Origin of the sequence: Microbacterium sp. NPDC008134 (assembly GCF_042957055.1) — a bacterium.
Lineage (GTDB): Bacteria > Actinomycetota > Actinomycetes > Actinomycetales > Microbacteriaceae > Microbacterium.
In genome coordinates this window covers 187279-212576 of record NZ_JBIBHO010000004.1, presented here as the reverse complement: position 1 = coordinate 212576, position 25298 = coordinate 187279, and the positions used below count along the sequence as shown (strand labels likewise).

At 70.1% G+C, this 25298-nt stretch carries 24 protein-coding genes; 13 read left to right on the top strand and 11 right to left on the bottom strand.

All coding sequences use genetic code 11. The annotated features are described in order from the left end of the window. The first annotated feature begins 123 nt into the window (after positions 1-123). Positions 124-630, top strand: coding sequence for a GNAT family N-acetyltransferase (locus ACFY9N_RS16490; RefSeq protein WP_391479967.1), 507 nt, complete (start codon positions 124-126; stop codon positions 628-630). Positions 631-747: 117 nt separating this feature from the next. Here the strand turns inward: ACFY9N_RS16490 and ACFY9N_RS16485 are convergent, their stop codons facing one another. The 3 genes from ACFY9N_RS16485 to ACFY9N_RS16475 form a co-directional block, all read right to left on the bottom strand. Next, entirely contained in the window at positions 748-1998 is a 1251-nt protein-coding gene (locus ACFY9N_RS16485; RefSeq protein WP_391479966.1) for a cytochrome b/b6 domain-containing protein, read from the bottom strand. A 404-nt stretch (positions 1999-2402) separates the two neighbouring features. Beyond that, a complete protein-coding gene (locus ACFY9N_RS16480) occupies positions 2403-3371 on the bottom strand; it encodes an electron transfer flavoprotein subunit alpha/FixB family protein (protein WP_391479965.1) in 969 nt (322 codons plus the stop codon). Between the two features lies 1 nt (position 3372). After that, positions 3373-4149 carry an electron transfer flavoprotein subunit beta/FixA family protein gene (locus ACFY9N_RS16475; protein WP_391479963.1) on the bottom strand — a complete coding sequence of 259 codons (777 nt, stop codon included), beginning with the start codon at positions 4147-4149 and terminating at the stop codon, positions 3373-3375. Positions 4150-4271: 122 nt separating this feature from the next. Here ACFY9N_RS16475 and ACFY9N_RS16470 point away from each other — a divergent pair, with 122 nt between their 5' ends. The 3 genes from ACFY9N_RS16470 to ACFY9N_RS16460 are packed head-to-tail and all read left to right on the top strand — an operon-like array spanning position 4272 to position 5726. Further along, a complete protein-coding gene (locus ACFY9N_RS16470) occupies positions 4272-4808 on the top strand; it encodes a MarR family winged helix-turn-helix transcriptional regulator (protein WP_391479961.1) in 537 nt (178 codons plus the stop codon). Position 4809: 1 nt separating this feature from the next. Continuing rightward, on the top strand, positions 4810-5262 hold the full coding sequence (locus ACFY9N_RS16465) for an SRPBCC family protein (protein ID WP_391479960.1): 453 nt from the start codon (positions 4810-4812) through the stop codon (positions 5260-5262). Positions 5263-5282: 20 nt separating this feature from the next. Beyond that, on the top strand, positions 5283-5726 hold the full coding sequence (locus tag ACFY9N_RS16460) for a YdeI/OmpD-associated family protein (RefSeq protein ID WP_391479959.1): 444 nt from the start codon (positions 5283-5285) through the stop codon (positions 5724-5726). 14 nt (positions 5727-5740) lie between these two features. On the opposite strand, the gene ACFY9N_RS16455 is transcribed toward ACFY9N_RS16460, so the two are convergent. From ACFY9N_RS16455 to ACFY9N_RS16435, 5 genes are all read right to left on the bottom strand, one after another. Beyond that, positions 5741-6517: an enoyl-CoA hydratase-related protein gene (locus ACFY9N_RS16455; RefSeq protein WP_391479958.1), complete on the bottom strand. Its 777-nt coding sequence runs from the start codon at positions 6515-6517 to the stop codon at positions 5741-5743. 125 nt (positions 6518-6642) lie between these two features. Next, positions 6643-7548: a 3-hydroxyisobutyrate dehydrogenase gene (gene mmsB, locus ACFY9N_RS16450; protein WP_391479957.1), complete on the bottom strand. Its 906-nt coding sequence runs from the start codon at positions 7546-7548 to the stop codon at positions 6643-6645. After that, positions 7545-8732, bottom strand: coding sequence for an acyl-CoA dehydrogenase family protein (locus ACFY9N_RS16445; protein WP_391479955.1), 1188 nt, complete (start codon positions 8730-8732; stop codon positions 7545-7547). Before ACFY9N_RS16445 ends, mmsB begins: the two co-directional genes overlap by 4 nt. A 47-nt stretch (positions 8733-8779) precedes the next feature. Continuing rightward, positions 8780-10282, bottom strand: coding sequence for a CoA-acylating methylmalonate-semialdehyde dehydrogenase (locus ACFY9N_RS16440; protein ID WP_391479954.1), 1503 nt, complete (start codon positions 10280-10282; stop codon positions 8780-8782). A gap of 352 nt (positions 10283-10634) precedes the next feature. Then, on the bottom strand, positions 10635-11570 hold the full coding sequence (locus tag ACFY9N_RS16435; protein WP_391479953.1) for an NADP-dependent oxidoreductase: 936 nt from the start codon (positions 11568-11570) through the stop codon (positions 10635-10637). Positions 11571-11678: 108 nt separating this feature from the next. Between ACFY9N_RS16435 and ACFY9N_RS16430 the strand changes: the two genes are divergently transcribed. Beyond that, on the top strand, positions 11679-12182 hold the full coding sequence (locus tag ACFY9N_RS16430; RefSeq protein ID WP_391479951.1) for a MarR family winged helix-turn-helix transcriptional regulator: 504 nt from the start codon (positions 11679-11681) through the stop codon (positions 12180-12182). Between the two features lie 259 nt (positions 12183-12441). Then, positions 12442-13419 (top strand): DUF559 domain-containing protein, encoded by a 978-nt coding sequence (locus ACFY9N_RS16425; protein ID WP_391479950.1) that lies wholly within the window; start codon positions 12442-12444, stop codon positions 13417-13419. An 83-nt stretch (positions 13420-13502) separates the two neighbouring features. On the opposite strand, the gene ACFY9N_RS16420 is transcribed toward ACFY9N_RS16425, so the two are convergent. After that, entirely contained in the window at positions 13503-14687 is a 1185-nt protein-coding gene (locus tag ACFY9N_RS16420) for a thiolase family protein (RefSeq protein WP_391479948.1), read from the bottom strand. 145 nt (positions 14688-14832) lie between these two features. On the opposite strand from ACFY9N_RS16420, the gene ACFY9N_RS16415 reads away from it, so the two are divergent. Both ACFY9N_RS16415 and ACFY9N_RS16410 read left to right on the top strand, forming a co-directional pair. Beyond that, the gene (locus ACFY9N_RS16415; protein WP_391479947.1) at positions 14833-15417 is read left to right on the top strand and encodes an antibiotic biosynthesis monooxygenase; all 585 of its coding nucleotides are present in this window, start codon (positions 14833-14835) and stop codon (positions 15415-15417) included. A gap of 106 nt (positions 15418-15523) precedes the next feature. Beyond that, on the top strand, positions 15524-16369 hold the full coding sequence (locus ACFY9N_RS16410; RefSeq protein ID WP_391479945.1) for an NAD-dependent epimerase/dehydratase family protein: 846 nt from the start codon (positions 15524-15526) through the stop codon (positions 16367-16369). Between the two features lie 23 nt (positions 16370-16392). Here ACFY9N_RS16410 and ACFY9N_RS16405 read toward each other — a convergent pair whose 3' ends face one another. Next, entirely contained in the window at positions 16393-17412 is a 1020-nt protein-coding gene (locus tag ACFY9N_RS16405) for a LacI family DNA-binding transcriptional regulator (protein WP_391479943.1), read from the bottom strand. A 186-nt stretch (positions 17413-17598) separates the two neighbouring features. Here ACFY9N_RS16405 and ACFY9N_RS16400 point away from each other — a divergent pair, with 186 nt between their 5' ends. The 4 genes from ACFY9N_RS16400 to ACFY9N_RS16385 all read left to right on the top strand — a co-directional run bounded on the left by ACFY9N_RS16400 (position 17599) and on the right by ACFY9N_RS16385 (position 22662). Further along, a complete protein-coding gene (locus ACFY9N_RS16400) occupies positions 17599-18897 on the top strand; it encodes an ABC transporter substrate-binding protein (RefSeq protein ID WP_391479942.1) in 1299 nt (432 codons plus the stop codon). Positions 18898-18985: 88 nt separating this feature from the next. Next, positions 18986-19891 carry a carbohydrate ABC transporter permease gene (locus ACFY9N_RS16395; protein ID WP_391479941.1) on the top strand — a complete coding sequence of 302 codons (906 nt, stop codon included), beginning with the start codon at positions 18986-18988 and terminating at the stop codon, positions 19889-19891. Positions 19892-19906: 15 nt separating this feature from the next. Next, positions 19907-20797 (top strand): carbohydrate ABC transporter permease, encoded by an 891-nt coding sequence (locus ACFY9N_RS16390; protein ID WP_391479939.1) that lies wholly within the window; start codon positions 19907-19909, stop codon positions 20795-20797. Continuing rightward, complete coding sequence (locus ACFY9N_RS16385) at positions 20794-22662, top strand: glycoside hydrolase family 127 protein (RefSeq protein WP_391479938.1); 1869 nt, start codon at positions 20794-20796, stop codon at positions 22660-22662. Before ACFY9N_RS16390 ends, ACFY9N_RS16385 begins: the two co-directional genes overlap by 4 nt. Before the next feature lie 60 nt (positions 22663-22722). On the opposite strand, the gene ACFY9N_RS16380 is transcribed toward ACFY9N_RS16385, so the two are convergent. Further along, positions 22723-23982, bottom strand: coding sequence for a D-arabinono-1,4-lactone oxidase (locus ACFY9N_RS16380; protein ID WP_391479936.1), 1260 nt, complete (start codon positions 23980-23982; stop codon positions 22723-22725). Between the two features lie 78 nt (positions 23983-24060). On the opposite strand from ACFY9N_RS16380, the gene ACFY9N_RS16375 reads away from it, so the two are divergent. Then, positions 24061-25107: a LacI family DNA-binding transcriptional regulator gene (locus tag ACFY9N_RS16375; RefSeq protein ID WP_391479935.1), complete on the top strand. Its 1047-nt coding sequence runs from the start codon at positions 24061-24063 to the stop codon at positions 25105-25107. Positions 25108-25298: the final 191 nt, after the last annotated feature.

Sequence of the window (25298 nt, the reverse complement as noted above, 5' to 3'; positions counted from 1 at the left end):
ATCGTATTGATCCACGAACGATCCGCGAACATCGTTGTCGGATTCCTCCATGCCCACCGGAGCGGTCGCCGACGGCATCCGTTCGATTTCCGGATAGCGGATGCCGCGCGTAGAGTCACGAACATGAGCGCCGAAGCCCAGCCTGAAGTCATCGTCCGTCCGGTCCGTGATGTGGACGCGGAAGCCCTCGGTCGCGTGCACGCCCAGTGCTGGCACGAGACCTACGACCACCTCATCAGCAAGGCCGCCCTCGAGAAGGTGTCGCCGCGTCGCATGGCCGAACTGTGGACGCACTGGGCCTCGCAGGGCCCCGACTTCACGATGCGCGCCGCCCTCGTCGACGGCGAGATCGTCGGGTTCGCCGGCTCCGGCCCCGCCCGCGACAAGGACGCCCCGGCGCTGCGCGAGCTGTACTTCATCTACCTGCTCGACGCGTACCACGGCACCGGCATCGGCCAGAAGCTGTTCGACGCCACGATCGAGAAGGACGCCCCGCTGTACCTCTGGGTCGCCGAGGACAACCCCCGCGCGCACCGCTTCTACGTGCGCAACGGCTTCACGCTCGACGGCGCCACCCACACCGAGCCGTTCCTCGGCGAGACGCTGACCGAGGTGCGCTTCACGCGCTGAGTCCCTGCGGGCGGGTCGCCGAAACCCCACACCGTCACCGAAACCCACCACCGCCCACGTCGGGCGTGGTGGGTTTCGATGTTGATGGTGGGTCTCGGCGTCGACCGGCCGTCGGCCTCAGCGCCCCGACACCTTGCCGAAGACCTTCGCGATGGGGGCGAGCACGAGGGGGCGGGCGGCCACCCAGGCCACGGCGATCACGACGAGCGACGCCATGAACACCCAGAAGCCCGTCCACGTCACGGCATCCTGCGAGGCGTACATGTGGTTGAGGTTGCGCAGGAACCCGGTCAGCATCACCAGTGCCACGTGCGCGATGATGAACGCCACGAAGTACAGCATGATCGGGAAGTGCAGCGCCCGCGCCCACTCCACCGGGTACGCCTTCGACAGCTTCTCGGCCTTCTTCGGCCACAGCCCCGACATGCGGAAACCGGTGATGGCCGCGAGCGGCGCCGCGATGAACACGGTGACGAAGTAGGCGAGCTGCTGCAGGCTGTTGTAGTTGTTCCAGCCGTTCTCGTGCGGCCAGTCGAACGACACGTACTGCAAGGCCGCCGACAGCGCGTTCGGGAAGACCTCCCAGCTGGTCGGCACGATCCGCACCCAGTGACCGGTGACGATGAGCAGCACCACGAAGATCACGCCGTTCACCAGCCACAGGATGTCGAGCGCCTGATGGAACCACAGCGTCAGGCTGATCTTGCCCTTGGGATTGCCGCGCGGCGCCCAGAAAACGGTCGGCCGCTTCTCGGTGCGCACGCGCAGGCCCGAACGGATGATCAGCACCATCAGGAAGACGTTGAAGAAGTGCGCCCAGCTCACCCACGGCGCGAAGCCCGGCTCGACGGCGATCGGAGAGGTGTACTCACCCGGGAACGCCGTGAGGAAGTCCTGCATGAACGGGAAGCTCAGCAGCGTGCGTACGAGCGCGACGGTGGCCGCCGCGAGCACCCCGAGGGCCGCGGCGCCGAAGAGCACGGCGATGCCCTGGGTCCACGTCGGACGGGGACGAGCGGATGCCGCGGCCGGGGGCGCCGTGATGTGGCGCGGGGCCGTGCCGTCCCAGACAGTGCGGGTGGCGGGGAGTGGGAGGGAGACGTCGGGGGTCTGGCGGAGGGACGCTTCGACGGGCTCAGCGACCCAGGACTGTCCGGCGACCGGCTCGACGGACTGGGTCCCTGAGCCTGCCGAAGGGCCCCGCCCCGCGGAGGCGACGGTACCCGCGGGCGGCCAGGGATCGCCCCCGGCGGTGCGGGGCAGACCGCGACGGATGCCGAACGGTGTCTCGTGCGGGGACGCTTCGACAGGCTCAGCGACCCAGCCCTGTTCAGCGACACCGTTCGGCTCAGCGACCGGCTCCGACACCTGGGTCCCTGAGCCTGTCGAAGGGCCCCGCCCCGCGGCAACCTGGGTCCCTGAGCCTGTCGAAGGGCCCCGCCCCGCGGAAACTCCGACGGGAGGCCACGGCTCGCCGCCGGGCGTGCGCGGGAGACCGCGACGGAGGACGACAGTCGCCTCGTGGGGGGACGCTTCGACAGGCTCAGCGACCCAGTTCCGGTCAGCGACGCCGTCCCGTGCAGCGGCCGCTGCGCGAGATCCTTCGTCTCGCTTCGCTCGCTCAGGAACCGGAGCAAGAGACTCGGTTCCTGAGCGAGGAGCGGAGCGACGAGACGAAGGGCCCGCGGGCGGCCAGGGCTCGCCGCCGGGCGTGCGCGGCAGACCGCGGCGCAGCATCCGCCCGTCCTGACCCTCAGCGACCATCGACTCCCCTACTTCCGCGCCTCGAGGGCGGCGATCACCTGCGGCACGATCGTGAACAGGTCGCCGACGATACCGAAGTCCGCGACGTCGAAGATCGGAGCTTCGCCGTCTTTATTGATCGCCACGATGGTCTTCGAGGTCTGCATCCCAGCGCGGTGCTGGATCGCTCCTGAGATGCCCAGCGCGACGTACAGCTGCGGCGACACCGAGACACCGGTCTGCCCGACCTGGTGCGACTGCGGGATGTATCCCGCGTCGACCGCTGCTCGCGACGCCCCGACGGCCGCACCGAGCGCATCGGCGAGCTCCTCGACGAGCACGAACTTCTCCTTGGAGGCCAGCCCTCGACCACCCGAGACGACCCGGGTCGCTCCACGCAGTTCGGGCCGCGACGACGTCTGCTCGACGGCCTCGACCGGGCCGACGGATGCCGTGGCGGCACCCGAACCCGCCACCTCGAGCGCCTCGACCACCGGCGACGACACAGCCTCGGCCCGGGCATCCACCGCGCCCTGGCGCACCGTGATGACGGGTGCACCGTAGGTCGGCGCGGAGTCGACGAGGTATGCGCCGCCGTAGACGGAGTGGTGCGCGACCACACCCTCGTCGTCGCGGGACACCCCGATCGCGTCGACCGACAGTGCGAGCCGGGCGCGCGCGGCGAGACGCGCGGCGGCGTCGCGACCGGCGATCGAGTTCGACACGAGCACGGCATCGGGCTGCACCCGGTCGAACGCGGCCTGCAGGGCATCCACCACGGGCACGGCGAGGGCGGCGGCATCCGCATCGGCGGTCAGCACGACGGATGCTCCCGCCGCAGCCGCCTGCGCGGCGGACTCGGCCGATCCGCCGACGACCAGCGCTACCGGGGAGCCGATCGTCGACGCCGCGCCGATCAGCGCCGCCGTGCTGCTCGCGGGAGCGCCCGCGGGGTCGACGTCGACGAGCACGAGGATCGGGTTCTCGGGGTAGCCCATGTCACACCAGCCTGTTCTCTACGAGGTAGTCGACGAGCTGCTGGGCGGCGTCGCCCTCGTCGGTGATCTTGATGCCGGCCGCGCGCGGGGGCTTCTCGGCGACCGCGGTCATGATGGTGCGCGGTGCCTCGGAGGGGTCCGCCGAGACCTCGAGATCAGCGAGCGAGAGCACCTCCACCGGCTTCTTCTTCGCGGCCATGATGCCCTTGAAGTTCGGAAAGCGGGCGTCCGGCAGCGCCTCGGTGATCGAGATCACGGCGGGGAGTGCGGCGGTCACGGACTGCGACCCGAAGTCCGTCGCGCGGGTTCCGGTGACGGCATCCGCCCCGATCTCGACCGCAGTGAGCGCCGTCGCCTGCGCCCAGCCCAGGTGCTCCGCGAGCATGGCGGGGATCACCCCGCCGGAGCCGTCGGTCGACAGGTTGCCGGTGATGACGAGGTCGGGGGCGCCGCGGCGGATCGCGGCGGCGAGCACCTCGGCGGTGAGCCCGAGGTCGGCGCCGGAGAGCTGCTCGTCGGCGATGTGCACCGCGGAGGCCGCGCCGATCGCGAGCGCTCGTCGCACCGTCGCGGTCGACCCCTCCGGGGCCATCGAGACGGCGACGATCTCCGTGCCCTCGGTCGCATCGGCGTGGGCGAGAGCGACCTCGAGCGCACGCTCGGTGATCTCGTCGAGCACCACGTCGCCGGCGGCCCGATCGGCCAGCCCGGTCTCCAGGTTCAGCTTGCGGTCACCGTAGGTGTCGGGCACCTCTTTGACCAGGACGAAGATCTTCATCGATTGCTCCTCACGACTGCCTCGATTCTATCCCTGCGACACTGCGTCTCAACTTCACTGAAACTGAGAACCAGCAGTGACGGCATCCGCTCGCCGGCGCTCGCGCCGAGTACGTTAGAGGCGTGGCCCGTCCCCGCCCCCTGCCCGTGGATCCGCTCGCCGAAGCGAAGCGGCAGTGGCTCGCGCACGGATGGACGGATGCCGCCGACGGTATGGCCGTGGTGACCTCGGTCATGCGGGCGCAGCAGCTCCTGCTCGCCCGCGTCGACCAGACCCTCAAGCCCTTCGCCCTCAGCTTCGCCCGCTACGAGGTGCTGCGTCTGCTCGCGTTCAGTCGGGAGGGGCGCCTGCCTCTGTCGAGCGTCGTCGCCCGCCTCCAGGTGCACGCGACCACGGTGACCAGCACCGCCGACCGCCTCGTGCGCGACGGGCTGATCGTGCGCGAACCGCACCCGCACGACGGCCGCGCGGCCCTGCTCGCGCTCACTCCGGCCGGCCGCGACCTCGTCGAGCGGGCCACCGCCGCGCTCAACGCCGAGGTCTTCGCGTCTCCCGGGATCGCCGCCGGCGACGCCGCCGAGCTCGTCGCGATCGTCGCCCGCCTGCGCAAGGACGCCGGCGACTTCACCGACCCGCGCCCGACCCCGGAACCGCTCTGACATGGCGCAGTTCGTGCTCGAAACCGTGATCGCGGCTCCCGTCGAGGCGGTGTTCGCGGCTTCCCTCGACCCGGAACTGCACGTGCGGTCGATGGCAGCACACGGCGAGACGATGGTCGAGGCACCGGCGGGCGGCGTGTTCACCGAGGGGTCGACGGTCACATGGCGGGCCCGGCACTTCGGCATCCCGTTCCGGCTGCGGTCGCAGGTGTTCGATCTCGATGCTCCGCGCGGCTTCCGCGATCGGCAGATCTCGGGGCCGTTCGGGTCGTTCCTGCACGTGCACTCTTTCGCGAAGCATCCGCGGGGCACGCTGATGCGCGACGTCGTGACGTTCCGCTCGCCGTTCGGTCCGATCGGGCGCGCGGTCGACGCGCTCTTCCTGCGCGAGTACATGCGGCGCGTGATCGCAGAGCGCAACCGCACCCTCGTAGCGGAGCTCGACAAAGCCTGACCGCGGCGTACTCTGTGCGCATGAGCGAACTGCGTGTGCACACCACTCTCCCGGCCAGCGGCCCGGCGACCGCCATCGTCCTCACGGACGAGCAGGTCGCCTCGTTCGGCGCCGGCAAGGCGTTCCCGGTCGCGGTGACGATCGGCGACCGCACCGCGCGGCTGCGCCTCAGCCGGATGGGCGGGCGCAACCTCATCGGGCTCAGCAAGGCCGCGCGCGCCGAGTTGGGCGTCGAGATCGGCGACGAGGTCGACGCCGTGATCCGCCTCGACGCCGGCGAGCGCACGGTCGACGAACCCGCCGCGCTCACCGCGGCCCTCGACGCCGACCCCGCGCTGCGCACCGCCTTCGACGCGCTCAACTACTCGACCCGCAAGGAGCATGCGCGCTCCGTCGCCGAGGCCAAGCAGGAGGCCACCCGTGACCGCCGCATCGCCAAGATCGTCGAGGCGCTGCGGGGCTGAGCGGGCGGATCCGGTCATCTGTTCCGGAAGTCGGGCTGCCGCTTCTCGCGGAACGCCGACATCCCTTCCTTCTGGTCCTCGGTGTCGAAGAGCAGCGCGAACGCCTGCTTCTCGTGCGCGAGGCCGTCGGCGAGGCTCGTCTCCATCGCGGTGTCGAGCGCAGCCTTCGCCGCGTACAGAGAGGGCAGCGACTTCGACGCGATCGTGTCGGCGAGCGCGCTTGCCTCGGTCAGCAGATCGGATGCCGGCACGACCCGTGAGGCGAGACCGATCCGCTCGGCCTCCTCGGCACCGATGATGCGACCCGAGAGCACGAGTTCGGCGGCCTTGTAGTAACCGACCGCGCGGATGAGGCGCTGCGTTCCGCCCATGCCGGGGATCACGCCGAGGTTGATCTCGGGCTGCCCGAACTTCGCGGTGTCGGCTGCCAGGATGATGTCGCACATCATCGCCAGCTCGCATCCGCCGCCCAGGGCGAAGCCCGCGACCGCGGCGATGACCGGGGTGCGCACGGCCGCGAAGTCGTTCCACGCGCCGAAGTGATCGGTGGCGAGCATCTCGGCCGACGACATGCCCTCCATCTCCTTGATGTCGGCGCCGGCCGCGAAGGCCTTCTCGGAGCCGGTCACCACGATCGCCCCGACTCCCTCGTCGGCATCGAAGGCGAGGGCGGCCGCCGTGACCTCCTGCGACACCCGCCCGTTCAGGGCGTTGAGGGCATGCGGCCGGTTCAGGGTGATCCACCCCACCCGTCCGCGCTGCTCGACCAGGATCGTCTCGTACTCGGTCATCTCTCTGCTCCTCCGTCACGTCGTCGGGTTCCAGTCTGTCGTCTCACCCGGCGTTTCGAATCGCTCACCTTGCAGTTTTCGGCGGCCGGAATCGACGAAGTGAGCGATTCGAAAGCCGGTCCGGGCTACACCTGGCCGGACCGGATGTCGGTGATGATGCCGGAGAAGTCGTGGGCGGCGCCGTCGCCAGCCGCGTAGGCGGCGTAGAGCTCCTGGGCGAGTCGGCCCATCCGGGCGTCCGTCGACGTCTGTTCGATCGCCTGCAGGGCGAGCCCAAGGTCTTTCGCCATGAGCGCTCCGGCGAAGCCGGGCTGGTAGTCGCGGTTCGCGGGGCTCGTCGGCACAGGCCCCGGCACGGGACAGTTGGTCGTGATCGACCAGCACTGACCGGATGCCTGCGACACCACGTCGAACAGCGCCTGATGCTCGAGCCCCAACCGCTCCCCCAGCACGAACGCCTCGGCGACGGCGATCTGCGACACCGCGAGCACCATGTTGTTGCAGACCTTCGCCGCCTGGCCGAGACCGGGGCCTCCACAGTGCACGATTCGCTTGCCCATCGCCTCGAGCAGCGGGAGGGCCGCGGCGAAGTCCTCGTCGCTGCCACCGACCATGAACGCGAGCGTGCCGTTCTCGGCACCGACCACCCCACCCGACACGGGGGCGTCGATGTTGCGGTGCCCCGCGGCGAGCGCGAGCGCGTGCGCGGCCCGCGCCTCGTCGACCGCGATCGTCGAAGACTCGATGAACAGCGTGCCGGGACGGGCCACGGCGAGCAGGCCACCCCGGTAGGCGTCGAGCACGTGCTTCCCGGCGGGGAACATCGTGATGACGACATCCGCGTCGGCTGCGGCATCCGCCCCGCTGGCCGCGATCGGGATGCCGGCGGCGCGCGCCGCATCCACCGCCGCGGGCACGAGGTCGAAACCGTGCACCTCGTGGCCCGCCTTCACCAGGTTGACCGCCATCGGCAGGCCCATATGACCCAGGCCGAGGAAGGCGACGACTCGTTTTTCCGGAGACACGCTCATGATGCGCTCCGCATCGAGGCGGATCCCGACGGCCGCAGCATCTCGCGTCCGACGATGAGCCGCATGACCTCGTTCGTGCCCTCGAGGATCTGGTGCACCCGCAGATCGCGCACGACCTTCTCGATCCCGTAGTCCTGCAGGTAGCCGTAGCCGCCGTGCAACTGCAGCGCGCGGTTGGCGATGTCGAAGCCGGCATCCGTCGCGAAGCGCTTGGCCATGGCGCACCGCATCGTGGCGTCCGGTGCCTTCGCGTCGACCGCCGCGGCGCCGTCGCGCACCATCAGCCGTGCGGCCTGCAGCTCGGTGCGCATATCGGCGACCTGGAACAGGATCGACTGCTTCTCGGCGAGCGGCTCGCCGAACGCGACGCGCTCGTGCACGTATTGCACGGCCCGGTCGAGCGCCCACTGGGCGCCGCCGAGCGAGCAGGCGGCGATGTTGAGGCGTCCGCCGTTGAGGGCCGACATCGCGATCGCGAAGCCGCGGCCCTCCTCACCCAGCAGAGCGGATGCCGGCACCCGCACCCCGTCGAAGATCACCTGTCTGGTGGGCTGGGCGTGCCACCCCATCTTCTTCTCAGGGGCGCCGAAGCTGAGACCCTCGGCATCGCCGGGCACGAGGAGCGCCGAGATGCCGGAGGCACCCGGGCCGCCGGTGCGCGCCATCACGACGTACACCGCGGCCTCGCCCGCACCCGAGATGAACTGCTTCACGCCGGTGAGCACGTAGTCGTCACCGTCGCGCACCGCACTCGTGGCGATGTTCGCGGCATCCGATCCGGCTCCCGGCTCGGTGAGGCAGTATCCGCCGAACTCGGCCATCGCGGTGAGATCGGGCATCCAGCGGGCGATCTGCTCGTCGCTGCCGTAGGTGTCGATCATCCACGCGACCATGTTGTGGATCGAGATGTAGGCGGCGACCGTGGGGTCGCCCTTCGCGAGCTCCTCGAAGATCGCGACGGTGTCGGCGCGGCTGAGGCCGGTGCCGCCGGACTCCTCGCGCACGTAGATGCCGCCGAGTCCGAGCTCGCCGCCCCGGCCGAGCGACTCGCGGGGGAAGAGGTGCTTCTCGTCGCGCTCGAGCGCGTGCGGGGCGAGCTCGGTCTCGGCGAACTCGCGCACGGCCTCGAGGATCGCCTCGCGCTCGTCGGCGGTGAGCGGGGTGGTGACGTCGGTCATGGTCATCATCGACTCCTTGAAGTTGGGTCCCTGAGCCTGTCGAAGGGCCCTGGTCAGTGCATGGTGGGGATGACGAAGCTGGCGCCGTCGCGGATGCCCGCGGAGGGCCAGCGGCTCGTCACCGTCTTGGTCTTCGTGTAGAAGCGGAAGGCGTCGGCGCCGTGCTGGTTGAGGTCGCCGAACCCGCTGCGCTTCCATCCGCCGAACGTGTAGTATGCGATCGGCACGGGGATCGGCACGTTCACCCCGACCATCCCGACCTCAACGCGGGCGGCGAAGTCGCGGGCCGCGTCGCCATCGCGCGTGAAGATCGCGACGCCGTTGCCGTACTCGTGCTCCGACGCCATCCGCAGCGCCTCTTCGTAGTCGGCGGCGCGGGCGATCACGAGCACCGGGCCGAAGATCTCCTCGCGGTAGATCGCCATGTCGGTGGTGACGTGGTCGAACAGCGTCGGTCCGAGGTAGAACCCCTCCTCGTGGCCGGCGACCGTGAAACCGCGGCCGTCGGCGAGCAGCGTCGCCCCCTCGTCCACGCCCTGCTGGATGTATCCCTCGACCCGCTCGACCGCCTGGCGGGTGACGAGCGGGCCGTAGTCGACATCGGCCGCGAGCGAGGGGCCGACCCGCAGATGCGCGATGCGTTCGAGCAGCTTGGCGGCGAGAGCATCCGCCGTCGCCTGCCCCACCGGAACGGCCACCGAGATCGCCATGCAGCGCTCGCCGGCCGATCCGTAGCCTGCGCCGATCAGCGCGTCGACGGCCTGGTCGAGGTCGGCGTCGGGCATCACGATCATGTGGTTCTTCGCACCCCCGAAGCACTGGGCGCGTTTGCCGTGCGCGGCCGCCGTCGCGTAGATGTACTCGGCGATCGGGGTCGACCCGACGAAGCCGACCGCGCGGATGCGGTCGTCGGTGAGGAGCGTATCGACGGCCTCCTTGTCGCCGTGCACGACATTGAGCACGCCTGCAGGGAGTCCCGCTTCGAGGAAGAGCTCGGCCAACCGAACGGGCACCGAGGGGTCGCGTTCGCTGGGCTTGAGCACCACGGCATTGCCCGCGGCGAGCGCTGGGCCGGCCTTCCAGAGCGGGATCATCGCGGGGAAGTTGAAGGGCGTGATCGCGGCGACGACGCCGAGGGGCTGGCGCATCGAATAGACGTCGATGCCGGCGCCCGCGCCGGTGGAATACTCGCCCTTGAGCAGGTGCGGGGCGCCGGCGGCGAACTCGATGACCTCGAGGCCGCGCTGGATGTCGCCCTTCGCGTCGTCGACCGTCTTGCCGTGCTCGCTCGCGAGCAGCTCGGCGAGCGGCTGCATCTCGCGCTGCACCAGGTCGAGGAAACGCAGCAGCACACGGGCACGCTTCTGCGGGTTCGTCGCGGCCCAGGCGGGCTGGGCGGCTTCGGCGTTCGCGATGACGGCGCGGACCTCGTCGGCCGAGGCGAGCGGAACCCGCGCCTGCACGGCGCCGGTGCTGGGATCGAACACGTCGGCGAGGTGCCCTCCGGTCGGAGACTGGAGCGATCCGCCCACGAAATGCGGGATGGTACGAGTCATTGTGCGACGTCCCTTCGTGCCATCGTTGGCACATCGCGAGTTTATGCGGGACTCCTGCGAATTACTAGGGCATCCATGTATTTCGAACGCCGGATGTTGAGGCGGCGTTCACCGGCCGGTCACTTCGGCGAACTACAACTGCAGGTGCGCGGACGACTCAGACCGGATCGGGAAGTCACAGGATTCCGCGCCTCGGGCGCCAAGCGCCCGCAGACCCCCGCCGAATCGGGTCGGCGGGGGTCTTCTCCGTCTCGAGAGCTTCGGCTATCGAGTCGCTCACTTTTCACTCTTTTGCGGTCCAGAAGCGCAAAGTGAGCGATTCGAATCGGCCAACCCGGAACCCGGATGCCACTCAGGATGCCGGGACGACGACGACCTTGCCGCGGAGGGTACCCGCCGCCGCCTCGGCGTGCACCGCGGCGACCTCGCCGAGGCCGACCTTGCGGGAATCGGCAAGGCGCAGCTCCCCCGCGTCGACGAGCGACACCAGGTGTGCGAGCTGCGCGGGATCGCTGCGTACGAACACCGTGGCGCCGCGCACCTCGCGCGAGGCGTCGCCCGGCGTCGGCATCCACACAGTCGTACTGACGACCACGCCACCGTCGCGCACCAGGGCGACGGCGGCCTCGAACTCGGCGGGCTCGATGGGCGCAAGGTTGAGCAGCAGATCGACGGGTTCGAAGATCTCGGCGATCAGCGACTCATCGGCGTGGTCGATGATCTGGTCGGCACCGGCATCCGTCACCTGCGCACGACTGCGCGCACTCGCCGTCGCGATCACGAACGCGCCCGCGTTCTTCGCCAACTGCACGGCGTAGCCGCCGACGGTTCCCCCGGCCCCGACGATCAGGATCCGCTGCCCTCGCGCGAGCTCGCCGAGTTCGAACAACGCCTGCCACGCCGTGAGCGCGACGGACGGGAGCGCGGCAGCATCCGCCAACGCAGCCGCACGCGGCGCACGAACCAGTAGCTCTGCGGGAGCGATCGCGTATTCGGCATCCGCTCCGTCGTCGGTCATCGAGAGGAAGCCGACGACCGCGTCGCCGACCGCGAGGCCGTCGACACCCGCGCCGAGCGCGTCGAGCGTACCGGCGACGTCGTAGCCGGGAACGTGCGGCAGGGCGACGGGGAACGGGAGCGTGCCGCCGCGGATGCCGCCGTCTGCGGGGTTGAATCCGGCACCTGCGACGCGGATGCGCACCTGGCCCGCGCCCGGCTCGGGAATCTCGACCTCGTCGACCCGCAGAACTTCGGGCCCGCCGAGCTGGTGGAAACGTACTGCCTTCATGATGACTTCCTCTGTTCGGATGCTTCGAAATCGAAGCACTTATCGAACCGTAGCACTGCTTCGATATTGAAGCAACTAATTCGAGATCGAAACACCTACACTGGAGGCATGGCCGCCGACACCCCTCCTCTCGACCCCGCCGAGCTCGGCGCCTACTTCGCCCTGATCGAGGTGAGCAGCCTTCTGCGCCACGCCGTCGAGCAGCAGCTGAAAGAGACCGGCGACCTCAGCTACGTGCAGTTCCAGCTGCTGGCGACCCTCGGAGATTCCCCCACCGGCAGCGCGCGGATGACGGCGCTGGCCGACGGCATCGTGATCAGCCGCAGCGGCCTCACCCATCAGGCCGGGCTGCTCGAGAAGAGAGGACTCGTGACGCGCGCGCCCTCCCCCGACGACGAACGCGGCGTGACCCTGACGATCACCGAAGCCGGGCAGGCCGTACTGGCCGCGGTGTTCCCGGGGCACATCGGTGAACTGCGACGACTGTTCCTCGCACCGCTCGACGCCGACGACATCCGCTCGCTCAGCGCCCCGCTCGAGAAGGCGCGCGAGCACATGCGCCGCATCCCCCCACGCTCGGCCGCCCCCCGCCGGCGTCGCTCGGCGGAGTAGTCGCCCTTCTCCGGCTTTCGAGTCGCTCACTTGGTCGTTTTCGGGCGGTGGAATCGACGAAGTGCGCTATTCGAAAAGGGGAGGGACTTCTCCTCCACCGCCCGTGGGCGTGAAGCCGATCGCGCGACGACTCGGCTTCGGAATCGCTCACTTCGCCGTTGGAAGCCCCGGAAAACTGCGAAGTGAGCGACTCGAGCACGGCGCGCACCGGTTGTGAACTACTGCAGTCGCGACGCGCGAATGCTGCGACGGTGTCAGCATGACTAGCCACGAAGAGCTCCCCGACGACGTCGGCGCCGCCTTTCCGGTGCGCCTCGCCCGGGCGTATGGCGTGAGCCGCGCGCGGTTGCGTCGACGCGACCTCGACGCGCCTTTCTACGGCGTGCGGATCAGGGCGGATGCCGCAACACCGCCGATCGTCGACGACGCCGACCCGTACGCGCGACAGCGACGAATGCGGGTGGTGCGCGCCCGGGCATACGATCCTGGCCGGCATCATGGGCACTTCTTCAGTCATTCCACCGCCGCGTCGATCTGGGGCGCCCCTCTGCCGCTCGAGTTCGCCCCCGACGGTCGCGTCGCCGAAGCATCCGATCTCGCCCTGCATGTGAGCGCTTCCGGGGCCGTCGCGTTTCCTCGGGCATCCGGCATCGTGGGCCATCGCACCCTGGCGAGCATGACGGAGATCGGCGAACACGACGGCCTGCGCGTGACGTCGCCCGCGGCGACATGGGTGTCGATGGGCGCCCTGAGCGTCTCCGATCTCGTTGCCCTCGGCGACTACTTCTGTCGCGCATGGCGGCCTGGCATCGGCCGTCGACACATCGGGCGACCGTCGCTGACGACGGTCGAGGACATCCGGATGCTGATGAACAAGGGGCGCCGGCGGGGAGCGGAGCGGCTACGCGCGGCCCTCGACCTCATTCGGGAGGATTCCTGGTCGCCGCGAGAATCCCAGGTACGGTGCATCCTCCTTGCCGCAGGACTCCCCGAGCCCGATCTCAATATCGACGTGTTCGATGACCGGGGCGTGTTCCTCGGCTGTGTCGACATGGCATACCCCGAGCACCGCGTGGCGGTCGAGTATCTCGGGATGGTGCACGACACGCAATGGGCACGCGACATCGAGCGGATCGCGGCGCTCCGAGCCGCAGGCTGGACGGTCATCGAGGTGACATCGGTACTTCTCCGACGGCCCGAGGTGCTCGTCAACAGGGTCCGCGCAGCACTCCGGTGACACGCCCCGGGCGTTCGAGTCGCTCACTTTGCCGATCTCGGACCTCTAAAACTGCAAAGTGAGCGATTCGAAAGCGAATCGCGCTACAGCCGCTCGACGAGCATCGCGTTGGCCATGCCGCCGCCCTCGCACATCGTCTGCAGGCCACGGCGCCCACCCGTCTGCTCGAGGTGGTCGACGAGGGTGCCGAGCAGGCGCGTGCCCGACGACCCGAGCGCGTGGCCGAGGGCGATCGCCCCGCCGCGCGGGTTGAGCTTCGCCGGATCGGCGCCGACCTCGGCCGCCCACGCCAGCGGCACTGACGCGAACGCCTCGTTGACCTCGTACGCATCGAGATCATCGATCGTGAGACCGGTGCGCTCGAGGATGCGCCGGGTCGCGGGGATCGGGCCGGTCAGCATCATCAGTGGGTCGTCACCGACGACGACGAAGGAGCGGATGCCGGCGCGCGGCGTGAGCCCGAGCGATGCCGCGCGCTCGGCGCTCATCAGCAGTGCCGCCGAGGCGCCGTCGGTGAGCGGGGAGGAGTTTCCCGGGGTGATCCGCCAGTCGAGGTCCGGGAAGCGGTCGGCGAGGGCATCCGTCCGAAAGGCGGGGTTCAATCCGGCCAGTCCGGAGGCCGTTGTGCCGGGTCGGACGGTCTCGTCGGTGACGGCATCCGGCACCTCGGCGACCGCGACGACGGTACGGTCGAAGAAGCCCTCGGCCCAGGCATCCGCCGCCCGCCGATGCGACTCGGCCGCGTAGGCGTCGAGCGCGTCGCGGTCGAGCCCCCAGCGCTGCGCGATCAGCTCGGCCGAGACGCCCTGGTTCACCAGCCCCTCGGGATACCGGGCGCGCAGCCGCGGCGACATCGGGGAACCGCCCACCGTCGACGACCCCAGCGGCACGCGACTCATCGACTCGACCCCGCCCGCGATCACGATGTCGTAGGCACCGGCCATGATTCCCTGAGCCGCGATGTGCACCGCCTGCTGACTCGACCCGCACTGCCGGTCGATCGTCGCCGCGGGCACGCTCTCGTCGAACCCGGCGGCCAGCGCCGCCTGCCGCGCGATGTTCGTCGACTGCTCGCCGACCTGGCTCACGCAGCCGAGCAGCACGTCGTCGATCTGACGCGAGTCGAGACCGTTGCGCTCGAGCACCACCTGCAGCACCCCCGCGGCGAGGTCGACCGGGTGCACCCCCGAGAGCGCACCCCCGGGCTTGCCGCGCCCGACCGGGGTGCGGACGACGTCGATCAGAACGGCTTCGCTGCGCGTGCTCATGCGTCCATTCTGCGCCGGGATCGCGAGCACGGCTCGTAATCCGCCCGTCACACGCGCCGAATAGAATCGACGACGCGCCATCACCCCGGCGCATCCCTTCGTCGGCCCGCGATCCGGGTCGCCCGCTCTCTCCGAGGACCGCACCATGTCCAGCGAACCCATCACCGTGTCCATCCGCCGCGAGGTCGACCCCGCCCGCATCGCCGAGGCGACCGCGTGGGTGCAGACCGGCGTGAACCTGGCGAACAAGTACCCGGGATTCCTCGGATCGGGGTGGGTGCGATCGGGCGACGAGTCCGACACCTGGCACATGCTCTACCGGTTCGCCGACGAGCAGACGCTCACCGCGTGGGAAGACTCCGGCGAGCGCGGCTGGTGGCTGTCGATGGGCGAGGGCTTCGTGCGCAGCGAGCGCTCACGACGCCGCACGGGCATCGAAGGGTGGTTCGACGAGCCGACGACCGGCACGATCACGGTGCAGACCGCCGAGGGGGCGTCGGAGATCGCGGTCGTGAAGGCCCCGCCGCGATGGAAGCAGGCGGTGTCGATCTGGCTCGGGTTCTTCCCCGTGAACCTCGCCTTCACGTATGCGATGTCGCCCGTTCCGGGGTGGGACGCGCTGCCGATCTGGCTGCGGGTGCTCGTCACCACCGCGGTGCTGACGCCGATCATGGCGTACCTCGTGCTCCCCTGGGTGACGCGGCGGCTGCGCGGGTGGCTGGCCCGCTGAGGTCCCGCCGGCTTTCGAATCGCTCACTTCGTCGAATTTCGACCCCGGAAAGTGCAAAGTGAGCGATTCGAAAGCCACCAGGCGGATGCCGTGGCACTGTGGTGACATGCGCATCGCTCTCACCGGATCATCGGGCAAGCTCGGCCGCGTCGTTGCGAGGGAACTCCGGGCGAACGGGTACGAGGTCATCGGGATGGACGTCGCGGGGGTCCGCGGCCCGGAATTCGTGCAGGTCGATCTGACGGACTACGGGCAGGTCATCGACGCGTTCACCGCGGTCGGCGACCGCCACGACGGCATCGACGCGGTCGTGCATCTCGGCGCGATCCCGGCCCCCGGCATCCGCAGCGATGTCGCGACGTTCCACAACAACATGCCGGCCACGTTCAACGTGTTCTGGGCGGCGGTGCGCCTCGGCATCCGACGCATCGTGTACGCGTCGAGCGAGACCGTGCTGGGCCTGCCGTTCGACGTGCCGCCGCCCTATATCCCGGTCGACGAGGACTACCCGGCCCGCCCCGAGTCGGTCTACTCGCTGGTCAAGACCCTCGAGGAGCAGCTGGCGACCGAGCTCGTGCGCTGGCACCCCGAGGTGTCGATCACGGGGCTGCGGTTCTCGAACGTCATGGACCCCGAGGACTACGCCGCGTTCCCCGACTTCGACGCCGATGCGACGCTGCGCAAATGGAACCTGTGGGGCTACATCGACGCCCGCGACGGCGCCCAGGCGGTGCAGCGCGCGCTCGAGAACGCGGCTCCGGGCTTCGACCGGTTCATCATCGCGGCCGCCGACACGGTGATGTCGCGGCCGAACGCCGAGCTCATCGCGGAGGTGTTCCCCGGAGTGCCGGTCACCCGTGAGGTCGGGCCGACCGAGACGCTGCTGTCGATCGAGAAGGCCCGCCGGGTGCTGGGGTACGAGCCGCGGCACTCCTGGCGCGACGAGGTCTGAGCCTCCGGGTGGTGGGTGCTTCCCTATCGCCGGGCGATGGTCGAGCCGCGGATGACGAGGCGCACCGGCAGGTGGTGCGAGCCCTCGCCGATGTCGATGCCATCGATCGCGTCGAACACGCGCAGCGCCGCCTGGCGTCCGAGCTGCTGCAGGTTGGCGTCGATGCTGGTGAGCTCGGGCCGCGCGTTGGTGGCGAGCACCTCCCAGTTGTCGTAGCCGATGACGGCCAGGTCGTCGGGCACCGAACGGCCGAGGTCGCGCGCCGAGTCGAGCACGCCGCGGGCGATCTGATCGGACCCGCAGAAGATCGCGTCGATGTCGGGATGCCGCTGCAGCAGGAGAGCCGCGGCATCCCGCCCCCAGTGCTCGGTCCACTCGGAGAACATCGGTTCACCGACGAGTTCGAGCCCCGCTTCGCCGAGCGCTGCGCGGGCTCCGGCGAGGCGGTCCTGAGCTGCGGCGTACGAGGGTTCCCCCGAGATGTGCGCGATGCGCCGACGCCCGCAGGCGAGCAGGTGCTCGATCGCCAGGCGTCCGCCCGCGTAGTTGTCGGGGGTGAGCGAGAGGTCGCGCGGGTCGTCGGACGGCGCGTACGCGTAGACGACGGGCACCGGTAGATCTTGCCCGAGCGAGGGGCGCGGGTCGGTCTGACGCCCCACGACGATAATCCCGTCGACGCGGCGACTGAGCAGCTCGCGCAGGTGGTGCTGCTCGCGGATGCTGTCACCCCGGGCGTCGCAGAGGAACACGTTGATGCGGCCCGCCCCGAACGCGTCTTCGGCGCCCATGAGGATCGGAATCATGAAGCGACCCTCGAGGTCGCTCGTGAGCAGACCGACGGTGCCCGTGCGCCCGGCGAGCAGGCCGCGGGCCATGGCGTTCGGGGTGAACGAGAGCTCGTCGGCGGCGGCGAGCACGCGAGTGCGGGTGGCGGCGGCGACATCGCCGCGATCGTTGAGGGCCTTGGATGCCGTCGCGGTCGACACACCCGCTCGCCGGGCGACGTCGCTGAGCGTCGCCGCCCTGCCCGCTGACTCGTTCATTGCCATCTCTCGCCCCCTGAAGGTTGCTGAAAGGTTATCGGACGATCTCTTGACCGCGCGCCGAACTTCACGATATACCTTTCGAAAGGGTTTTCGGAGATTTCGAAACTCACCCTGAGATCGACCTCGACACCGCCGTCGCCCGACGACAGCATCCGCTCACCGAAGAGTTCTGGAGGCAATCCCATGCACATCACCCGACGCCGTGCATTCAGACGCACGGTCACCGCCCTCGCCGTCACCGGCCTGCTCGTCACCCCGCTCGCGGCCTGCGCCGCCGGAGGCGGCGACACCGGTCCCGCCGAGCCCATCCCCGCCGAGGGCGTGGACGACGGCTCGACACTCACCCTGTGGACCCGTGCGCCGATCGAGCGCCAAGCCAACCTGCTCGTCGACGCGTACAACGCCTCGCACGAGAACCAGGTCGAGCTCACGGTCGTCCCCAACGACGACTACGTCGCGAAGGTCGGCGCGGCCGCCGGATCCGGCGGACTGCCCGACCTGTTCGCCGCCGACATCGTCTACGTGCCCAACTGGGTCGAGCAGGGCCTGTTCCAGGACATCTCCGAGCAGATCGACGGCCTCGACTACAAGGACGCGATCAACCCCGGCCACCTCTCGGCCGGCACGCTCGACGGCAAGGAGCACGTGCTGCCGTTCGCCCTCGACCTGTCGATGCTCTTCTGGAACAAGGAGCTCTTCGCCGAAGCGGGCCTCGACCCCGAGAAGGCGCCCGCCACGCTCGAGGAGTTCTCGGCCGCGGCGCAGGCCGTGCAGGCGCTCGACAAGCCCGACGTCTACGGCACCGCCACCGGCCTCAACTGCGGCGGATGCCTCGTCTTCACCTGGTTCCCGTCGGTCTGGGCCTCGGGCGACCAGGTCATGAACGACGACGGCACCGAGTCGCTGCTCGACAGCGACTCGGCACAGGCCGTGTACGACACCTGGGCCGAGCTGCAGGATGCCGGAGCGGTGTTGCCCTCGTCGACCGACGAGACCGGCCCGACGTGGACGGCCGCGTTCAGCGAGGGCAAGGTCGGCGTCATGCCGTTCCCCGCGACGCTGCTCCCCTCTCTCGAGTTCGATGCCGGGGTCGCCGGCATCCCCGGAGTCGACGGCGGTGCCTCGACGTTCGTGGGCGGCGACGGGATCGGCGTCTCGAAGGACTCGAAGAAGTCCGCGCAGGCGTGGAACTTCCTGCAGTGGATGATGTCGGAAGAGGCCCAGGTCGAGGTGCTCGCGAAAGACGGCAACGCCGTCTCGCGCTCCGACCTCGCCGACAACGAGTACGCCGCCGCCGACCCGCGGCTCGTCACGATCAACGAGGTCGCCGCACAGGGCAGCACCCCGGTCGCGATGAACTTCCAGCAGGCGTTCAACGCCCCCGGCAGCCCGTGGCTCACGCTCGTGCGCAACGCGGTGCTGAACGGCGAGGACTCCGTCCCGGCCGACAACGAGGAGATCACGGCGATCCTGTCGCAGTGATCCACCGGTGGGGCGGCGGAATCGCCGCCCCACCGCACCCCTCGCCCCACCGCACCCCTCGCCCGACCCGATCGAAAGAGACACCGTGATGACCTCGACCGCACCCCCGCTGCGCCGCCGCCGTGCGCGCACCGGATTCGGCGGCCCCGTGCAGGGCTGGCTCTACGCCGCTCCGACGGCGATCTTCGTCGCCCTGCTGTTCATCGTGCCGCTGGCGCTCGTGCTGCAGATGTCGGCATCCGATTGGCCGCTGCTCAGCGGCAACCAGGGCCTCAACTTCCCCGAGAACTACGCGGATGCCGTCACCCACCGCCTCTTCTGGGACTCGGTGCGCTTCACCCTGCTGTACACGGTGATCACCACCGTGATCCTCATCGCGCTGGGCCTCGGGCTCGCGCTCCTCGTGCAGGAGTCGACGCGCTGGAAGGGCTTCCTGCGCACGGCGTTCCTGATCCCCAGCGCCCTCGGCCTGGCATCCGCCTCGCTGCTGTTCTACGTGCTGTACTCGCCGATCGCCGGCCCCTTCGCCGACCTCATGAAGTCGTGGGGCATCACGTTCCTCGGCACCCCCGACGGCGCACTCTGGTCGACGATCTTCCTCATCGTCTGGCGCTACGCCGGGTTCTACATGCTGCTGATGCTCGTCGGCCTGCAGGGCATCCCCGACGACGTGTACGAGGCGGCCCGCATCGACGGTGCGAGCCGCTGGCAGACGTTCCGGCACATCACCGTGCCGCTGTTGAAGCCGACCTTCGCCCTCACGACCGTGATGTGCGTGACCGGGTCGCTGCTCGCGTTCGAGCAGTTCTACATCCTCACCAAGGGCGGCCCCGATAACAGCACCATGACGGTCGTGCAGCTCATCTACAACGTGGCCTTCCAGGGCCAGAACAGCCTCGGCATCGCCGGTGCGCTCTCGGTGATCGTGCTGCTCGCCCTCATCGTCATCAATGTCTTCCAGCTGCGCGCTTTCCGCCGCACGGATGAGAACTGAAACGAGGATCCGCCCATGTCTCAGACACTCACCCGCTCCATCGTCGCCCCGCACAGCCAGCCCGCCGCCCCGCGCTACCGGTCGAAGGCCGCCCGCGTGGTCTACGGCATCCCGTACTGGGTCTTCACCACCGCGCTCGCGGTGATCTTCCTCTACCCGCTCATCTGGACCGGCGTCTCGTCGGTCAGCCCGATGGCGGGCACGAGCCAGACCGACGGCTGGGGGTTCGGCAACTACGCCGCCCTCGGCGAGTACCAGGCCGGCATCTGGGTCTACCTCGGCAACTCGCTGTTCGTCTCGGTGCTCACGGTCGCGCTCACGCTGTTCATCTCGCTGCTGGGCGGCTACGCGTTCGCCCGGTTCTCGTTCCCCGGCAAGAACGCGCTGTTCCTGCTGACGCTCGCGATCCTGATGGTGCCGTACGCGACGCTGCTGATCCCGCTCTACGTGATCCTCAACGCGGTCGGCCTGCAGAACTCGCTCATCGGGGTGGCGCTGGTGATCACGATGTTCCAGCTGCCGTTCTCGATGTTCATGATGCGCATCTCGTTCGAGTCGATCCCGCGGGAGATGGATGAGGCGGCGATGGTCGACGGATGCTCCAGCTGGGGAGCCCTGTGGCGGGTGCTGCTGCCGGCGGTGAAGCCCGGGCTCGTGACGGTCGGGCTGTTCGCCTTCCTCACCGCGTGGAACGACTTCATGGCCCCGCTGATCCTCATCAACGACACCAACCGCATGACGCTGCCGCTCGCGGTGGCGAACCTGCGCGGCCAGGTGCAGGGCGTCGTCGACTACGGCGCGACCGAGGCGGGGGTCGTGGTGCTCGCGCTCCCCTGCATCCTTCTCTTCCTGATCCTCCAACGACACTACGTGCGCGGCTTCATGTCGGGCGCTTTCAAGGGATGACCATGCTCGACACCACCGCACCGGCCGCTCCCGTGGTTCCCACCCACGGGCGCCTGCGCCCCCTCGGCCTCGACGAGGTGCACATCACCGGAGGGTTCTGGGCCGCGCGCCAGGCCGTCAACGGCGAGGCGACGCTCGCGCACATCGAGTCGCGTCTCGAGTCGGAGGGCTGGTTGCCGAACTACGACCTGGCGGTCGCCGGCACCCTGCCCGCCGGCCGCCGTGGACGGGAGTTCTCCGACTCCGAGATCTACAAGTACCTCGAGGCGCTGGCGTGGGAGATCAGCCGGACGCATGCCGCGGCCGACGCCGTTCTCGAGCAGCGGTTCCGCGGGGTCGTGGCGCGCGTCGCCGCGGCGCAGGAATCCGACGGCTACCTGAACACGATGTTCGGGCGCCCCGGCCAGCGCGAGCGCTGGTCGGACCTGGAGTGGGGCCACGAGCTCTACTGCCTGGGGCACCTCTTCCAGGCGGCGGTCGCCCGGCACCGCACGCGGCCCGATGCCGACGACGGCCTCGTCGGGGTGGCCCGTCGCGCGGCCGACCTGGTGTGCCGAGAGTTCGGCGCGGACGGCCGGGACGCGATCTGCGGTCACGCCGAGGTCGAGGTCGGTCTCGCCGAACTCGGCCGCGCGCTCGGCGAGCAGCGCTACATCGATCAGGCGGCGCTCTTCGTCGAACGGCACGGGCACGGCTCCCTCGCCGAGATCGAGTGGGGCCAGGAGTACTTCCAGGATGACGTGCCGGTGCGCGAGGCGACGGCGCTGCGCGGACACGCGGTGCGCGCGAACTATCTCTCGGCCGGAGCGACGGACGTGGCGATCGAACGATCGGATGCCGGACTGCTCGACGCCCTGCGCGCGCAGTGGGACCGCACGGTCGAGCGCCGCACCTACGTCACCGGTGGCCAGGGCTCGCACCACCAGGACGAGGCCTTCGGCGAGGACTGGGAGCTGCCGCCGGACCGCGCCTACTCCGAGACCTGCGCGGGGATCGGCTCGATCATGTTCTCCTGGCGTCTGCTGCTCGCGACGGCCGACCCGCGGCACGCCGACCTCATCGAGCGCACGCTGTTCAACGTCGTGGCGACCTCGCCGGCATCCGACGGACGCGGCTTCTACTACGCGAACACGCTGCACCAGCGAGTGCCCGGCGTTCCCGCCGACCCGGACGGCACCTCGAAGCGCGCCTCGTCGTCGCTGCGGGCGCCGTGGTTCGAGGTGTCGTGCTGCCCGCCCAACGTCGCCCGCACCTTCGCCAGCCTCGCCGCCTACGTCGCGACCGCCGACGACGACGGCGTGCAACTGCACCAGTACGCGCCGGCGTCGGTGCGCACGACGCTGCCCGACGGGCGGCACGTGGCGTTCGACGTCGAGACGGGATACCCGGTCGACGGCGGCATCCGCGTGCGCGCGGTCGAGGATGCGGAGTTCACCCTGACGCTGCGCGTGCCGGACTGGGCGACGGATGCCGTGGTGCGCGTGTCGACGGGCGACGGGGTGTCGGAGCATCCGGCGGCTCCGGGCGCGTTCGCGGTGCGTCGCGCCTTCCGGGCCGGCGACGTGGTCGAGCTGACCTTGCCGCTCGCGGTGCGCGCGACGGCGCCGCATCCGATGGTGGATGCCGTGCGCGGCAGCGTTGCGATCGAACGCGGGCCGGTGGTCCTGGCGCTCGAGTCGGTCGACCTCGGAGTGGACGTGGGAGAGGGCGTGGTGGCGGGTGAACCCGTCGAGGCGGGAGGACGGGTGACGCTGCCGGTGCGGGTGCGTTCGACCGGCGCGGTCGTCGACGCACCGCTCGTCGCGTACCACGATTGGGCCCGCCGCGGCCCCTCGACCATGCGGGTGTGGGTGCCGACCGCGTAGGGCCCCACCCCGCACACACCCGGTTCCTGAGCGAGGAGCGCAGCGACGAGACGAAGGACCCTACAGCCCCAACCGCTCCAGGTACGGGTTCACCAACCGTCGCTCGGGGTCGAAGCGCGCGGCGAGCGCCGCGAAGTCGTCGAAGCGCGGGTACCGCTCGCGCACCTCGGCGGCATCGAGCGTGAACACCTTGCCCCAGTGCGGGCGGGCCGTCGGCGGCAGCGCCGCCTCGAGCGTCGGGAGGAAGTCGCGCACGGCGGCCTCATCGGGCTTCCATGTGAAGTGGATGCCGACGGCATCCGTGCCGTACGACGAACTCAGCCAGAGGTCGTCGGCCTTCACCGTGCGGATCTCGTTCACGAGCAGCAGCGGGGCGATCTGCCCGGCGAGCGAGCGCACGGCCTGGATCGCCGCGACCGCGTCGGCGCGCGGCACGAGGTACTCGCTCTGGATCTCGGCACCGGCCGAGGGCGTGAACTCGAGCTTGAAGTGCGCGAGGCGCTCGAACCAGGGCCCGGCGACGCCGAGCTGCTCGGTGCACGCGACGGGGTCGACGCCGAGGATCGGATGCCGCTTGCTCGTCGCGGCCTCGGCCCCCAGGCTCTCGAACAGCGAGTCGCGTGCGGCCTCTCGGGCTTCGGGGAGGCGCTGCTTGACCCAGATCTGATCGGCCACGTCGGTGTGCTGCCAGGTCGAGAAGATGCTGACGCTCGTGCCGATGCCGGTGACCGCTTCGAGGTCGGCGAGGATCACATCCCACGACGGGTGCTCGAACACGTGCTGGGCGACGTCGTATGTCGGCTCGACGTCGAGGGTCACGTCGACGACGGCACCGAGGGCGCCGAGGCTCACGACCGCTCCGTCGAAGTCGGCGTCACCGCGGCGCAGTTCGACCGTGTCGCCTGCGGGCGTGGCGATCGTGAGGGCGCGCACGGCGTCGGCGAGCGACCCGATCGCGTCGCCGGAGCCATGGGTACCGGTCGCCACGGCCCCGGCGACCGAGATGTGCGGCAGCGAGGCGAGGTTGGCGAGGGCGAGCCGCTCGGCGGCGAGCAGCGGGGCGATGTCGCCGTACCGCAGCCCTCCCGACACCCGCACGCTGTCGCGCTCCGCGTTGACCTCGAAGACGGCGGGCAGCCGGTCGAGGGCGAGAAGCACGCCGTCGGTGTCGGCGATGTCGTTGAAGCAGTGGCGCGAGCCCAGCATCCGCACCGGACCGCCCTGGGCGAGCAGCGCCCGCAGCTCGTCGATCGACTCCGGATGCTCCACCCGGGATGCCCGATACGTGAGGTTACCCGCCCAGTTGCGTTCGTTGCCCATCGCGCCAGCATAGCCAGCCGGCGCCGCTCTACAACGATGTACTGCGGGGCGGGACGTGCTCGCCGGTAGGCTGACCGCATGACGACGAGCCCCCCGCGCCGCGCGACGATGAAAGACGTCGCCGCCCTCGCGGGCGTTTCGCCGAAGACGGTCTCGAACGTCGTCACCGGCACGGTTCCCGTGAACGACGACACGCGCTCCAAGGTCGAGGCGGCGATGGCGCAGCTCGACTTCGTGCCGAACCTCAGCGCCCGCGGACTGCGCAAGGGCCGCTCCGGGATCATCGCCGTCGCGCTCCCCGACCTCGCGACCGCGTTCTCGGCCGAGCTCGTGCATCGCATCGTCGAGGCCGCGCACGAGCGAGGGCTCGCCGTGCAGATCGAGGAGACGGCATCCGAGCCCGAGCGCGAGAAGGAACTCGTCTCGCGTGCCCGCGCCCACCTCGTCGACGGCCTGATCCTCAACCCCATCCGCCTCGAGGACAGCGTGCTCAAGTACGCCGACCGTCTGCCGCCTCTCGTCGTGATCGGCGAGGTCGAGCAGCAGCGCGCCGACCACGTGCGCGTCGACAGCCGCGCCGCAGCGGCCGATGCGACCCGGCACGTGCTCGCGCGCGGCGCCCGGCGCATCGCCGTCGTCGGCGCCGACGACGATCCTGCGTTCGCGACGGCGACCAGCCGCCTGCGCCTCGAAGGCGTGCACGATGCCCTCCGCGAGGCCGGCATCCCCCGCGATCCCGCGCTCGAGGTGAACCGACTGCCGTGGGCGATGGCGGGCGGGGCGGATGCCGTGCGCACGCTGTTCGACCGTGGCGTCGCCTTCGATGCGATCGTCGCCTTCACCGACTCGCTCGCGATGGGCGCCCTGCACGCCCTGCACGACCGCGGCATCCGCGTGCCGGAAGACGTGATCGTCACGGGCTTCGACGACGTGGAGTTCTCGAAGTACACCTCACCATCGCTGACGACCGTGGCCTTCGATCGCGGCGCGTTCGCGGTCGCGGCGCTGGGCCTGCTCGAGTCGCGCATGGACGACCGGGCCGCTCCCCCGCGCGCCCTCACCCTCTCGCACCACCTGATCGAGCGCGACAGCACCCGCGCGACCCCCCGCGGCTACACGCCCTGAGCCCCGGCATCCGCCCGCCCCACCAACCGTCGCCCGTCGCCCGTCGCCCGTCGCACCCCACACAGGGCGTTCGAATCGCTCACTTTGCGGCTTTCGGCGCGGGCGAACGGCAAAGAGGGCGATTCGAAAGCCAGGACGGTGGGAGGACGGATGCTTGCGCCGTGATTACATCGATGTAATGATGGGGCGTC

What these genes read in the sequence shown, in the direction of transcription:
- ACFY9N_RS16490 (WP_391479967.1), top strand. Translation starts at nt 124, where the DNA reads ATGAGCGCCGAAGCCCAGCCTGAAGTCATCGTCCGTCCGGTCCGTGAT.
- ACFY9N_RS16445 (WP_391479955.1), bottom strand. Translation starts at nt 8,732, where the DNA reads ATGACCATGACCGACGTCACCACCCCGCTCACCGCCGACGAGCGCGAG.
- ACFY9N_RS16430 (WP_391479951.1), top strand. Translation starts at nt 11,679, where the DNA reads ATGGCCGCCGACACCCCTCCTCTCGACCCCGCCGAGCTCGGCGCCTAC.
- mmsB (WP_391479957.1), bottom strand. Translation starts at nt 7,548, where the DNA reads ATGAGCGTGTCTCCGGAAAAACGAGTCGTCGCCTTCCTCGGCCTGGGT.
- ACFY9N_RS16390 (WP_391479939.1), top strand. Translation starts at nt 19,907, where the DNA reads ATGTCTCAGACACTCACCCGCTCCATCGTCGCCCCGCACAGCCAGCCC.
- ACFY9N_RS16415 (WP_391479947.1), top strand. Translation starts at nt 14,833, where the DNA reads ATGTCCAGCGAACCCATCACCGTGTCCATCCGCCGCGAGGTCGACCCC.
- ACFY9N_RS16465 (WP_391479960.1), top strand. Translation starts at nt 4,810, where the DNA reads ATGGCGCAGTTCGTGCTCGAAACCGTGATCGCGGCTCCCGTCGAGGCG.
- ACFY9N_RS16480 (WP_391479965.1), bottom strand. Translation starts at nt 3,371, where the DNA reads ATGGGCTACCCCGAGAACCCGATCCTCGTGCTCGTCGACGTCGACCCC.
- ACFY9N_RS16460 (WP_391479959.1), top strand. Translation starts at nt 5,283, where the DNA reads ATGAGCGAACTGCGTGTGCACACCACTCTCCCGGCCAGCGGCCCGGCG.
- ACFY9N_RS16475 (WP_391479963.1), bottom strand. Translation starts at nt 4,149, where the DNA reads ATGAAGATCTTCGTCCTGGTCAAAGAGGTGCCCGACACCTACGGTGAC.
- ACFY9N_RS16400 (WP_391479942.1), top strand. Translation starts at nt 17,599, where the DNA reads ATGCACATCACCCGACGCCGTGCATTCAGACGCACGGTCACCGCCCTC.
- ACFY9N_RS16385 (WP_391479938.1), top strand. Translation starts at nt 20,794, where the DNA reads ATGACCATGCTCGACACCACCGCACCGGCCGCTCCCGTGGTTCCCACC.
- ACFY9N_RS16375 (WP_391479935.1), top strand. Translation starts at nt 24,061, where the DNA reads ATGACGACGAGCCCCCCGCGCCGCGCGACGATGAAAGACGTCGCCGCC.
- ACFY9N_RS16380 (WP_391479936.1), bottom strand. Translation starts at nt 23,982, where the DNA reads ATGGGCAACGAACGCAACTGGGCGGGTAACCTCACGTATCGGGCATCC.
- ACFY9N_RS16405 (WP_391479943.1), bottom strand. Translation starts at nt 17,412, where the DNA reads ATGAACGAGTCAGCGGGCAGGGCGGCGACGCTCAGCGACGTCGCCCGG.
- ACFY9N_RS16420 (WP_391479948.1), bottom strand. Translation starts at nt 14,687, where the DNA reads ATGAGCACGCGCAGCGAAGCCGTTCTGATCGACGTCGTCCGCACCCCG.
- ACFY9N_RS16435 (WP_391479953.1), bottom strand. Translation starts at nt 11,570, where the DNA reads ATGAAGGCAGTACGTTTCCACCAGCTCGGCGGGCCCGAAGTTCTGCGG.
- ACFY9N_RS16425 (WP_391479950.1), top strand. Translation starts at nt 12,442, where the DNA reads ATGACTAGCCACGAAGAGCTCCCCGACGACGTCGGCGCCGCCTTTCCG.
- ACFY9N_RS16440 (WP_391479954.1), bottom strand. Translation starts at nt 10,282, where the DNA reads ATGACTCGTACCATCCCGCATTTCGTGGGCGGATCGCTCCAGTCTCCG.
- ACFY9N_RS16455 (WP_391479958.1), bottom strand. Translation starts at nt 6,517, where the DNA reads ATGACCGAGTACGAGACGATCCTGGTCGAGCAGCGCGGACGGGTGGGG.
- ACFY9N_RS16410 (WP_391479945.1), top strand. Translation starts at nt 15,524, where the DNA reads ATGCGCATCGCTCTCACCGGATCATCGGGCAAGCTCGGCCGCGTCGTT.
- ACFY9N_RS16395 (WP_391479941.1), top strand. Translation starts at nt 18,986, where the DNA reads ATGACCTCGACCGCACCCCCGCTGCGCCGCCGCCGTGCGCGCACCGGA.